Origin of the sequence: Microvirga arabica (assembly GCF_016811235.1) — a bacterium.
Classification (GTDB): domain Bacteria; phylum Pseudomonadota; class Alphaproteobacteria; order Rhizobiales; family Beijerinckiaceae; genus Microvirga; species Microvirga arabica.
In genome coordinates this window covers 32,016-43,363 of the sequence record NZ_JAFBID010000054.1, presented here as the reverse complement: position 1 = coordinate 43,363, position 11,348 = coordinate 32,016, and the positions used below count along the sequence as shown (strand labels likewise).

Sequence of the window (11,348 nt, the reverse complement as noted above, 5' to 3'; positions counted from 1 at the left end):
CTCACTCGCCATCTTGGCCGCCCTGTTTCCCGTCCAGTTGCGCGAGGAGCTGAACGAAGCGGTCGGGCACCGGCTCGCTCATCAGTTGGGCATAGTAGGCCTGGAGCTGCTCGCCCAGGAAGGTGGCCACATGGGGCGGCAGGCTTGGCTCCGGACCGGGATCGCCCGTGGGGTTCAGAAGGCTCTCAAGGGAGCTCGGCTCGTCCAGATCGGTGCCGTTGTCGTGTTTGTCTTTGGACACGCTTGCTTCTCCAGACAGGGCTAAAATGCTCTGCGCGCTGGTTGCGAGCGGAGGACACCTCCTTGCCTTACATGACCCAAGGAGGACTGCCATTAACCTAAGCTAACCCTATCTCTACAGGAGCGGCGGGAATACTCCCACCGCAACTTCAGGCTCCATCCAAGCCTAGCCGGGCGCCATTGGACTTGCGGCGGATATCGGCCAAGGTCCTTGTCTTTCGCCACCTGTCACCCATAACGCTACAGTCGACATAACAAAGGCAGGACCATGTCCCGCTCCCGAGACGCTCTTCCGGTGGCTCCGCCCCACCCGGGATGGATCCTGCGCGATCGGGTTCTGCCCGGCCTCGGCCTGTCCGTCAGCCAGGCCGCCCGGGAGTTGCGCATCGCCCGCCAGACGCTCCACCGGATCCTAGCCGGCAAGGCGGCAGTCAGCCCGGACATGGCCACCCGCCTCGCCCGCCTCTCGGGCACCACGCCCCGCTTCTGGCTCGATCGGCAGCAGCAGCACGATCTCTGGCACGCGGAGCAGGCCCTCACAGGAATTCTCGGGCTGATCCCGACCCACGCACTTCCGGCCGCCCTGCAGGCCGGGATCGGACTTTATCATGACCGTTGAACCTCAACCCGCTCCGAAAGCGCGGACCGGGGTCGAGGGCCTCGACGACATCCTCGTCGGAGGTTTGTCGCCCGGCCACGTCTACCTGCTGGAGGGCAGCCCCGGCACCGGCAAGACCACCATCGCGCTCCAATTCCTGCTCGACGGCGCCAAGGCCGGAGAGACCGGGCTCTACATCACCATGTCGGAAACCGAGTCGGAGTTGCGCGACGGGGCAGCGTCCCATGGCTGGAACCTCGGCGATCATGTTCATGTCTATGAACTCGTCCCGCCGGAGAGCCTGCTCGACGACGAGCACCAGCAGAGCCTGCTCTACTCGTCCGATCTCGAACTCGGCGAAACCACCAAGGCAGTGTTCGCGGCCATCGACCGGACGAAGCCGGTCCGAATCGTGATCGACAGCCTGTCGGAGATTCGCCTTCTGGCGCAGAGCTCCCTGCGCTACCGCCGTCAGGTCCTGGCCATGAAGCACTACTTCGCGCGCCAGGGCGCAACGGTTCTCCTGCTCGACGATCTCACCACGGACGCCAACGACAAGACCGTCCACAGCCTCGCCCATGGGGTGATCCGCCTGGAGGGGCTGACGCCCAATTACGGCGCCGAGCGCCGCCGCCTGCGGGTGATCAAATATCGCGGCCAGTCGTTCCGGGGCGGGTACCATGATTTCATCATCGCACCGGGAGGCGTTCAGGTGTTTCCGCGCCTCGTCTCCGGCGAGCACAAGACGGGCTTTGCCCGCAATGTGCTCACGAGCGGCATCGGCGAGCTCGACGCGCTCCTCGGCGGCGGGATCGAACAGGGCTCGAGCACACTCGTGATGGGACCGGCCGGCACGGGCAAGTCGCTTCTGACGGTGCAGTTCGCCGTTTCGGCGGCCCAGCGTGGCGAGAAGGCGGCCCTGTTCATCTTCGACGAGGAGCTCGGTCTGCTGATCGACCGGTGCAAGCTGATCGGCATCGACTTGGTGGCTTTGTGCGATTCCGGCAACCTGTTCATCGAGCAGGTCGATGCCGCCGAGCTCTCACCGGGCGAATTCACCGATCGGGTGCGCACCAAGATCCGCCGCCATGGCGTGAAGACGGTGGTGATCGACGGCCTCAACGGCTATCAGGCCGCCATGCCGGAAGAGGAGTTCCTGACCCTGCACATCCACGAGCTGCTGCAGTATCTAAATCGGCAGGGTGTCTCGACCTTCCTGACGGTGGCACAGCACGGCCTCGTGGGCGACATGAAGTCCCCCGTCGACGTCACGTACCTTGCCGACACCGTGGTCCTGCTGCGTTTCTTCGAAGCGTTCGGCCAGGTCAGGCGGGCGATCTCGATCATCAAGAAGCGGTTCGGCTCACACGAGAACACCATCCGCGAGATGCGGATTACCAGCAAGGGCATCGCCCTGGGCGAGCCCCTGAACGGCTTCCAGGGCATTCTGCGCGGCACCCCGGTCTTCACCGACGGCGACCGCGCGCAGCTGCTCAAAGATCCCGCAGTATGAACGACATCCTTCACGCGCATTCGGAACGCGCGATTATCCTGGCGCCCCTTGGACGGGATGCGGCAGTCGCGGCCGATCTTCTGCGCAGCGTCGGAATTACGTCACAGGCCTGCCCCGACATGTCGGCACTCGTGCGCGAGATCGCGCAGGGCGCGGGCTTTGCCATCGTCACCGAGGAGGCGCTGCGCAACGCGGACCTGAAGGATCTCTCCCGCTGGCTGCAGGATCAGCCGCCCTGGTCGGATTTCGCCTTCATTCTTCTGACCCTTCGCGGCGGAGGCATCGAGCGCAATCCGGCCCTGGCGCGTCTCTCCGAGGTTCTCGGCAACGTGGTGTTCCTGGAGCGTCCGTTCCACCCAGGCACCCTGGTAAGCGTCGCGCGATCAGCCCTGCGCGGGCGGCGCCGGCAATACGACGCCCGTGCGCGGCTCGAAGACCTGCATCAGGGCGAAGAGCGCCTGAGAGCCGGTCTCGACAAGGAGAAGCGTGCCGCCGAACATCAGCGACTGCTCATCGACGAGTTGAACCACCGGGTGAAGAACACGCTGGCGACGGTGCAATCCATCTCGACCCAGACCCTGCGCACGGCGGACACGAAAGAGGATGCGCGCGATGCGCTGGAGAGACGGCTTCTCGCCCTTTCCCGGGCGCACGACGTGCTCACCCGTGAGAGCTGGGACGGAGCCGACCTGTTCGAAGTCATCGAGAAGGCTCTCGAGCCTTATCAGATCTCGGGTGAAAAACGACTCTGCATCAAGGGGCCGCATGTGCGCGTGACGCCGCGCATGTCCCTCGCACTGGCCATGGCGATGCATGAGCTGGCAACCAATGCCGTGAAATACGGCGCCCTGGCGAACAAGACAGGCACCATCGAGGTGTCATGGAACGTGACGAACGGAACCGCACCGCCCCGGCTGACCCTGCGCTGGACGGAGGCCGGTGGGCCGCCCGTCATTCCCCCGCGCCGGCGAGGGTTCGGGTCCCGCCTCATCGAGCGCAGCCTGGCCAATGATCTCGATGGCCAGGTGGAGATCGCATTTGCCCCGACGGGTGTCGTCTGTACGGTCGACGCTCCGGTTGCCTAGACCTTCAAAGACTGGATCAGTGCAGGGTCGGGTCCAGCGGGATGGACAGCAGGACATTGCCGGATGGATCGACCACGTCGAGCCGCCAGCCCTGCCACGTTTCGCCGAACTGGATCGCCTCGGCGCGGATGTCCTCGATGGCCTGCAGGGCGAGCTCGTGCGCCTTTTCAAGGTCGAGGATCTCGACGCCTGAATCGTCCGCGATGATCTCGTGACCGTTCACCAGATGAAAGTAGCAGAGCATCAACCATCCATCGCTTGAGCCGGCGCATGCCCGCCCCGAGCCCCGTGCCTTCCGAAATCAGCGGATCGGGATCCGACCGGACAATGTAGCGGGGGCCGGACCTTCGGCCATAGAACGAGATGATGAGAGGCCCCGAGGGAATAAACACGCCGGCCGTCCGTTATTCCTCATTGCCCGTCACGGCAGGATCCGGGAGTGCCACCATGAGCGAGCAGGATCTCTACATCATCCGCCCGTCCGGGGAGGGCTGGACCCTTCACCTCGCGAAAGAGACCCTGGCCCGGTTCGACGAACGGTCGAAGGCCATCGAAGCGGCTGTTGTCGTGGCGGAAGCGTCGGCCCGCCAGGGCAAGGCCGCGGGCGTCATGATGGTGGAGGGTGACGAGCGGATCGTGGTCTGGGACGCCGGACGGGACGCTTATTCGCGGGTCTCGTGAGCGGCGCGGTCTCACGCCTGCGACCCCGTGTCGCCGCTCTCGACCGGCGGCGGCGTGCGGGCCCAGACATCGGCCGCCAGAGCGAGCATCATCGCGACAGCCTCCTGCACGGCTTTGTCGTTCGTGCCGACACGGGCGCTCTCAAGGACCAGGCCAAGGCGCCGCCGGCTCGGCCACGGCAACGCGGCCAAAGTCGTATCGAGATCCAGCCGGGCAACAGCCGACACACCGGCGCGCTGTGCGATCTCATCGACCTTTTCGGTCAAGGCAATCAGGTGGTCGGCAACATGACCGGAAGACAATTCTGACTCGAACAATGCCATGACTTGAAACAAAAACCTGAAGGACCTGCTCCCCAGCCGCCCCGTGAGATTGTCCAACCGCTCGGGCCAGCCTCCGTTCCCCTTGAGACCTGTCGGTCGGGAGGATTGGGGGTACGTTTGATGTCGCATGGTTAAGTGCTGGTGTAGCATTGCTGCCGTCTCGATCCTTGCGAGCTGACATAAGACGCTGCGGCCCGCTCCGTGCGCAGTATCCCGGCCACAACTGAGCAGTATTGTCGCCACAATCGACAACAAGGATCCGGTCATCTGATTCCAGCCGGACGATGGCGAGGGTTTCATGACCCGTAAGAATCGCGTTGTGCTCTATGGCCGTTTCGCCCTTATCCTGATGGCCTTTGCCATGATCGGCGGGGTTGTGGCCGAACCGCTTCTCCGGCCATTGTGGTCGTCGAGGCTGACAGTGGCCCAGAAATAGCCAATGTCTCACGCGCAGAAGCAACACCGGCAGGACGCCTTGCACCAATTGGCAATTCCGGAGACCGCACGGAACCGATCGCAAGCGTCCTGATTGGCCTCAGACCACTCAAGCTCCAGGGACACCCATGCCGCGCTACTTCTTCAACGTGCATATCGGTGGCGATGCGCTGGCCGATCCCGAGGGGCAGGATCTGCGCGATGCGGATCAGGCCTGGGAGGTGGCCCAGGCCATGGCCCGGAACCTGATGAGCACCGAGTTCGAGCAGCCGGTCAACTGGGCCACGGCGCATATCGAGGTGAAGGACGACCTGGACGAGATCGTGCTGGAATTCCCCTTTCTGGAGGCCATTCCGTTCACGCAGCAATCCCATTGAGGCGTGCTCAGTTCGAGATCTGCGCTCCCCTCAAGGGCTGCGACAGGCCTCCACCGGCGGGATCGTGAAAGGATCCGAGGTTAGCCCGGCTGCTGCTGCAAAGCAGCGCATTTGACACGCCCAATCGCAGCGATATGTGATGTGCTATCGATCGCTTTCAGGCAGCTTGCCTGCCGAGGCGTTCGACGAACTGCACCCCTGGCAACGGGAAGCCTGCCCCCTTCAGGTGTTCGGTTGCGCACCACCACACATGATAGCCGGGCTTGAATGAACACCACCTCCGATCAGGCCGCCTTGACCCTTTTCCAGGGGCCCGGCGAGGTTCGTGCCCTGGCCCGCGCGCTCGACTGGTCGCGCACGCCCCTTGGTCCGGTCTCGGGCTGGTCGCAGAGCCTGCGCTCGACCGTGCGCACCCTTTTGTCGTCGCAGTACCCCATGATCCTGACCTGGGGGCCTGAATTCACCCAGATCTACAACGATGCCTATTCGAAGCTCATCGGCGCCGGGCATCCGGCGGCGCTCGGCAACGACATCCGCATCACCCTGGCGGCGAGCTGGGATACCCTGGGGCCGATGATCGAGCGGGTCATGGCCACCGGCACGGCCAACTGGACGCCCGCGCTGCCCCTGCTCATGGAGCGGGCCGGCTACCGCGAAGAGGCCTGGTTCAGCGTCTCCCATGCCCCGGCCGAGGACGACGAGGGCCGCATCGTTGGCATGCTGGCCGTGTGCAGCGAGGTGACCGCCCAGGTGGTGGGCGAGCGCCGCCTGACCCTGCTGCGCGACGTGGGTACGCAGGCGGCGGACATCCGCAGCCTGGAGGCGACCTCCCAGGACATCGCGGCGGCGCTCTCGCGCGGCTCCCTCGAGGTGCCGTTCGCCCTGATCTACCTGCGCGGCAAGGGCGGGGCCCTGACCCTCCTGGGCTCCGCCGGCCTGGACGACCGCAATCCCGGCGCTCCGGCGATCCTTCCGGCCGATACCATGGAGCCCTGGCCCGTGGCGCAGGTCCTCACGGGCCGCACGGTCGAATGCCGGGTCGAGCCCGAGATATCGATCACGGGAGGGCTCTGGGCCGACCCCGTGACCACTGCGCTGGCGATGCCGATCTCCGGCGGAGCCGGCGAAGAGCTTGGTGTGCTGGTTGCGGGCGTCAGTCCCAGCCGTGCCCTCGACGAGGGCTATCGCTCGTTCTTCAGCCTCCTGAGCGGGCAGGTCTCCACTCTGGTCCGCAATGCCAGGGCGCACGAGGAGGAGCGGCGCCGCGCCGACGCGCTGGCGGAGCTCGACCGGGCCAAGACCCGGTTCTTCTCCAATGTTAGCCACGAGTTCCGCACGCCGCTCACCCTGATGCTCGGGCCGCTGGAGGACCTCCTGCGGCAGGCCGATCTGTCCGGTGACGCCCGCGCCGAAGTGCAGGTCGTTCATCGCAACGCCCTTCGCCTGCTCCGGCTGGTGAACACCCTGCTCGACTTCTCCCGGGCCGAGGCAGGCCGGATCGAGGCCGCGTTCCGCGCGACGGACCTGTCGCGCCTTACGGTCGATCTGGCGAGCACGTTCCGGTCCGCCGTCGAGCGGGCCGGGCTGGCGTTCAAGGTCGAATGCCCGCCCCTGTCCGCGCCGGCTTACGTGGATCATGACATGTGGGAGAAGGTTGTTCTCAACCTGCTCTCCAATGCCCTCAAATACACCTTCGAGGGGCAGATTTCGGTGCGGCTGGCGGAGGTCGATGGATCGATCAGGCTCTCCGTCAGCGATACCGGCGTGGGCATTCCACCGGACAGCCGGGAGCGCATCTTCGACCGCTTCCAGCGGGTGGACGGCGCCAGAAGCCGAACCCACGAGGGCTCCGGGATCGGCCTGGCGCTCGTGCGCGAGCTCGTGATGCTGCACGGCGGAACGGTTGGCGTCGACAGCACGGTGGACCAAGGCACAACCTTCACGGTCACGATCCCGCAAGGGTGCGCGCATCTTCCGCCCGAACAGGTCGACGCCGCAGGCGAGCCGGCCTCTACGCGGATCGGAGCCGATGCCTTCGTGGAGGAAGCCCTTCGCTGGCTGCCCGACCCCCCTGCCCCCTTGCCGGCCAACGTGGTCCGGCTGCCGCAGCGCAGCGCCGTCAGCCCAAGCAGCACGAAGGCGCGCGTGCTCGTTGCCGACGACAATGCGGACATGAGGGCCTACATCACGCGGCTTCTCGACGGGACGCACGATGTCGTGGCCGTGCCGGACGGCGCCGCGGCCCTGGACGAGCTTCTCGAAAACGGGGCCGATCTTCTCGTCACCGACGTGATGATGCCGGTCATGGACGGGTTCCAGCTCGTTCAGCGCATACGGGACGAGCCCAGGCTGCGCACGCTTCCGATCATCATGCTGTCCGCCCGGGCCGGAGAAGAGGCCAGCGTCGAGGGGCTTGAGGCCGGCGCCGACGACTACCTGGTCAAGCCGTTCGCGGCACGTGAATTGCAGGCGCGGGTGCGCACGAACCTGGAGCTGGCGCGCCTGCGGCGCGAGGCCGACGAGCAGGCGGCCCAAGCCCGCAAGATGGATGCCATCGGGCATCTGACCGGCGGGGTGGCGCACGATTTCAACAACCTGCTGGCAGCCGTCATCGGCTCCCTCGATCTGATGGAAAGACGCCTCGCCGGCGACGAACGGTCCCTGCGTCTCCTGCACAATGCCATGCAGGCCGCCCAGCGCGGGGCGCGGCTGACCGAGCAGCTTCTGGCCTTCTCCCGCAAGCAGCGCCTCGAGGTGCGTCCAACAGACGTGAACGGAGTTCTGTCCAACATGGCGGACCTCATGCACCGCACCCTGGGCGGCCGCATCGGCGTCAACACGCTGCTCGGGAAAGATCTATGGCCCGCCATGGCCGATCCCAACCAGATCGAGCTTGCCGTGCTCAATCTCGCGGTGAACGCACGCGATGCCATGCCGGACGGCGGCCAGATGGTTCTCCAGACGGAGAACATCGCGGCCGACGATCCGCAGCGGCCCAAGATGCTGACCCTGAACACGGATGCCGTGCGCATCCGGGTCCAGGATACGGGCCAGGGCATGAGCGCGGAGGTTCTGATGCGGGCGACCGAGCCGTTCTTCACCACCAAGGGACCGGGACAGGGAACAGGCCTCGGGCTGGCGCAGGTCTACGGCATGATCAAGCAGATCGGGGGCGACATGCACATCGCCAGCGAACCGGGCCAGGGCACGACGGTCGACCTGTACCTGCCGAAAGCCGCCGCCGGCGTGTTGCACGAGGACGCGCAGGAATCCGCGGAGCCGGCCATGCCCGCGGGCAAAGCCCGTGTTCTGGTCATCGACGACGATGCCCAGGTCCGGGTGGCGACGGCCGCCATGCTGGCGGAGCTTGGATACGACGTTGTCGAAGGCGACAGCGCCCGCTCCGGTCTCGACCGTCTGGAATCCGCCGACAAGCCGTTCGATCTCATTCTCGTCGACTACGCCATGCCGGGCATGACAGGCGGAGAGATGATCGCGCAGCTGCGCCGGATCACACCGACTTTAAGAAGCCTTCTGATCAGCGGCTATGCCGAGGGTGTGCCCGATGGATCGGGCCCTGTTCTGCGCAAGCCCTTCACGGTCAGCGAGCTCGGCACTGCAGTTGCGCGCGTGCTCCACCCAAAGGAGAGGTGACAGGCCTCCAGAGTCCGTTCCCGGTGCTTTCCGACGTGAAGCCGAGGATCAGCCTTTGATTTTTTTCTTCATGCGGGCGGCATTCGGGCAGAAGTTAACGGAATAACCACACCTGCGGGCGGAAGGTGGCGGGGATCGTCGCTCCCAGGCCTCATCGAAACCATTGTGCCCGCCTCACTGATCATAACCCTCAGCGTCGTGCTCGCGACGGCCGTGATTGTCGGCGCCGTGCTTCTGCTGGTGCGGGGCTACACCGACGATCTCGCGCGCGCCGAAGGCGATCTGGCAAACCTCGCGCTCACCCTTCAGGAGCGCACGGACGGCATCCTGCAATCCATCGAAGGCGTTCTGCGCGACCTGGTCGAGCGCATTCCGCAGGCGAGCCTCCGGGCAACGGAGTTCGACGGCTTCGCCGGCTCGCAGGCGACGAAGGCCGTTCTGGTCGGCGCCTCCTGCTCCCTGCCCCAGTTCGTGCGCATCGATCTCGTCAATGCCCGGGGCAAGCTCGTCGGCACCTCGAACCCGCGCCCGATGTCCGATCCCATTTATCTGACGGGCGCATCCTATTATCAGGCCTTCACGACGGATCCGTCGCTCACCTCTTACCTGAGCGAGCCGATGCGGATCCGCACCACGGGCAAGAAGGTTCTGTCGCTCGCGCGCCGGATCAACGACACCGAAGGCAATCTCCTCGGCATCGTGGTCTCCACCATCGATCTCAGTCACTTCGAGACGCTCTTCAAGAAGCATCTGCGCAAGCCCTCGTCGGCCGTCACGTTCTACCGGCGCGACGGCGTGGTTCTGGCGCACATTCCGAACTCGGAGCGCGCGCTCGGCCGCAAGATCTGGAAGCCCGACACGCCGCTGCAGCGGATGATCGCAAAGAACAGCCCGACGCTCATTCGCGACGTGAGCTGGATCGACCGGCAGGAGCGGCTGTTCGCCCTGCACCCGCTGGCCAATCAGCCCGGCGGCATCGCGGTGAGCCGCACCGTGGCAGAGCTCATGGCCGGGCAGCGCTTGGAGGCGCGCGTGATCGGGCTCATCGCCTATCTCATGGGCGTTGCGGTCGATACAGCGAGCCTCATGGGCTTGAGGCATGTGAGAACCGGTATCCTGAGGGCCGCGAGCGAGAGCTACCTGTCGCGTCACGATGTGCTGACGAGGCTTCCCAACAGGCCGTTCTTCATCGAGGAGCTGAAGCGCACCTATCTTGCCTCGCAACGCACCGGCACCGACTTTGCGCTGCACCTTCTCGATCTCAACCGCTTCAAGGACATCAACGACAATCATGGCCACAGCGCGGGCGACGAGATCATTCAGATCGTGGCGCGGCGCCTGCGCGAGCGTTCCCGCAAGAGCGATTTCATCGCGCGCATCGGCGGCGACGAGTTCGCCATCATTCAACGACCCGTCAGGGACCGGCAGCAGGTCAAGGACTTCGTCGCGGCCATCCAGGCCGCCATGAAGACGCCCTGCACGGCCGGCAGCACGGAGATCGACGTGGGGCTTTCCATCGGAGTTGCGATCGCCTCCTCCGACGGCAAGACCGCGACCGAGCTCATGCGGGCGGCCGACGTGGCGCTCTTTGCGGCCAAGTCCGACACCGACAGCAGCTACCGGTTCTACGACCCGAACATCCAGGATTCCCGCGCGGAACGCCGCGCGATCGAAGGAGCCCTGAAGAGCGCTCTCGACAACCGGGAGTTCGAGCTGTTCTACCAGCCGATCCTCGATCTCGCGACGAACCGGATGTGGGGCTGCGAGGCCCTGGTGCGCTGGAAGCACGCCACGAAGGGAATGATCCCGCCCCTGCAATTCATCCCGACCGCCGAGGAGTCGGGGCTCATCGCGCCCATCGGCGACTGGATCCTGGAAGAGGCCTGCGCGACGGCCATGACGTGGGGCCCTCTGTTGAAGGTTGCCGTCAATCTCTCGCCGGTGCAGTTCAAGCGCCGGGATGTTTTCGCGAGCGTGACGAAGGCTCTGAACCTCTCCGGCCTGCCGGCCCACCGCCTCGTCCTGGAGATCACGGAATCCGTCAAGCTCACCGAGGAAGCCACCGCCGCGCTCAGGCGGCTCAAGACGCTGGGCGTTGGAATCTCGCTCGACGATTTCGGCACCGGCTATGCGTCGATGAGCTATCTCAGGAGCTTCCCGTTCGACAAGATCAAGATCGACCAGTCCTTCGTGCGCAGCATGATCGAATCCTCGGGCAGCCGCGCGATTATCAAGGCCACGATCGGGCTCGCCAACGACCTGAAGATGAGCACGACGGCCGAAGGCGTCGAAACGCAGGACCAGCTCAACGCTCTGCGCGTCGCCGGCGCCTCGCAGGCTCAAGGCTACCTGATCGCCAAGCCCATGCCTCGCGAAGCCCTGGCGGCTTTCATGGCCGACATTCAAAACCCTCAGCAGACTGCCAGGGCCGTCGCCTGAAGC

At 65.4% G+C, this 11,348-nt stretch carries 11 protein-coding genes; 8 read left to right on the top strand and 3 right to left on the bottom strand.

Annotated elements, in window-relative coordinates; genetic code table 11:
• Window position 1: 1 nt before the first annotated feature.
• A complete protein-coding gene (locus JQC81_RS33960; protein WP_312887568.1) occupies window positions 2-241 on the bottom strand; it encodes a NepR family anti-sigma factor in 240 nt (79 codons plus the stop codon).
• Between the two features lie 267 nt (window positions 242-508).
• Here JQC81_RS33960 and JQC81_RS22150 point away from each other — a divergent pair, with 267 nt between their 5' ends.
• From JQC81_RS22150 to JQC81_RS22140, 3 genes are read left to right on the top strand one after another with little or no spacing between them, the layout of a single operon-like run.
• Window positions 509-859, top strand: a complete 351-nt coding sequence (locus JQC81_RS22150; protein ID WP_203273982.1) for a HigA family addiction module antitoxin — start codon at window positions 509-511, stop codon at window positions 857-859.
• Complete coding sequence (locus tag JQC81_RS22145; RefSeq protein WP_203273981.1) at window positions 849-2,351, top strand: ATPase domain-containing protein; 1,503 nt, start codon at window positions 849-851, stop codon at window positions 2,349-2,351. The genes JQC81_RS22150 and JQC81_RS22145 overlap by 11 nt, the downstream gene beginning before the upstream one ends.
• The gene (locus JQC81_RS22140) at window positions 2,348-3,436 is read left to right on the top strand and encodes a sensor histidine kinase (RefSeq protein WP_203273979.1); all 1,089 of its coding nucleotides are present in this window, start codon (window positions 2,348-2,350) and stop codon (window positions 3,434-3,436) included. The genes JQC81_RS22145 and JQC81_RS22140 overlap by 4 nt, the downstream gene beginning before the upstream one ends.
• A 16-nt stretch (window positions 3,437-3,452) precedes the next feature.
• Here JQC81_RS22140 and JQC81_RS22135 read toward each other — a convergent pair whose 3' ends face one another.
• Complete coding sequence (locus JQC81_RS22135) at window positions 3,453-3,680, bottom strand: DUF6894 family protein (RefSeq protein WP_203273977.1); 228 nt, start codon at window positions 3,678-3,680, stop codon at window positions 3,453-3,455.
• A 203-nt stretch (window positions 3,681-3,883) separates the two neighbouring features.
• On the opposite strand from JQC81_RS22135, the gene JQC81_RS22130 reads away from it, so the two are divergent.
• Window positions 3,884-4,117: a hypothetical protein gene (locus tag JQC81_RS22130; RefSeq protein ID WP_203273975.1), complete on the top strand. Its 234-nt coding sequence runs from the start codon at window positions 3,884-3,886 to the stop codon at window positions 4,115-4,117.
• 11 nt (window positions 4,118-4,128) lie between these two features.
• On the opposite strand, the gene JQC81_RS22125 is transcribed toward JQC81_RS22130, so the two are convergent.
• Window positions 4,129-4,419 (bottom strand): hypothetical protein, encoded by a 291-nt coding sequence (locus tag JQC81_RS22125; protein ID WP_246520589.1) that lies wholly within the window; start codon window positions 4,417-4,419, stop codon window positions 4,129-4,131.
• A gap of 319 nt (window positions 4,420-4,738) precedes the next feature.
• Between JQC81_RS22125 and JQC81_RS22120 the strand changes: the two genes are divergently transcribed.
• The 4 genes from JQC81_RS22120 to JQC81_RS22105 all read left to right on the top strand — a co-directional run bounded on the left by JQC81_RS22120 (window position 4,739) and on the right by JQC81_RS22105 (window position 11,345).
• Window positions 4,739-4,876: a hypothetical protein gene (locus JQC81_RS22120; protein ID WP_203273971.1), complete on the top strand. Its 138-nt coding sequence runs from the start codon at window positions 4,739-4,741 to the stop codon at window positions 4,874-4,876.
• Between the two features lie 127 nt (window positions 4,877-5,003).
• Window positions 5,004-5,252, top strand: coding sequence for a DUF6894 family protein (locus JQC81_RS22115; RefSeq protein ID WP_203273969.1), 249 nt, complete (start codon window positions 5,004-5,006; stop codon window positions 5,250-5,252).
• Window positions 5,253-5,519: 267 nt separating this feature from the next.
• On the top strand, window positions 5,520-8,906 hold the full coding sequence (locus JQC81_RS22110; RefSeq protein ID WP_203273967.1) for an ATP-binding response regulator: 3,387 nt from the start codon (window positions 5,520-5,522) through the stop codon (window positions 8,904-8,906).
• 165 nt (window positions 8,907-9,071) lie between these two features.
• A complete protein-coding gene (locus tag JQC81_RS22105) occupies window positions 9,072-11,345 on the top strand; it encodes a bifunctional diguanylate cyclase/phosphodiesterase (protein ID WP_203273965.1) in 2,274 nt (757 codons plus the stop codon).
• Window positions 11,346-11,348: the final 3 nt, after the last annotated feature.

Coding starts and splice junctions, on each gene's coding strand:
- JQC81_RS22135 (WP_203273977.1), bottom strand. CDS start 3,680: ATGCTCTGCTACTTTCATCTGGTGAACGGTCACGAGATCATCGCGGAC.
- JQC81_RS22140 (WP_203273979.1), top strand. CDS start 2,348: ATGAACGACATCCTTCACGCGCATTCGGAACGCGCGATTATCCTGGCG.
- JQC81_RS22130 (WP_203273975.1), top strand. CDS start 3,884: ATGAGCGAGCAGGATCTCTACATCATCCGCCCGTCCGGGGAGGGCTGG.
- JQC81_RS22115 (WP_203273969.1), top strand. CDS start 5,004: ATGCCGCGCTACTTCTTCAACGTGCATATCGGTGGCGATGCGCTGGCC.
- JQC81_RS22145 (WP_203273981.1), top strand. CDS start 849: ATGACCGTTGAACCTCAACCCGCTCCGAAAGCGCGGACCGGGGTCGAG.
- JQC81_RS22150 (WP_203273982.1), top strand. CDS start 509: ATGTCCCGCTCCCGAGACGCTCTTCCGGTGGCTCCGCCCCACCCGGGA.
- JQC81_RS22110 (WP_203273967.1), top strand. CDS start 5,520: ATGAACACCACCTCCGATCAGGCCGCCTTGACCCTTTTCCAGGGGCCC.
- JQC81_RS22120 (WP_203273971.1), top strand. CDS start 4,739: ATGACCCGTAAGAATCGCGTTGTGCTCTATGGCCGTTTCGCCCTTATC.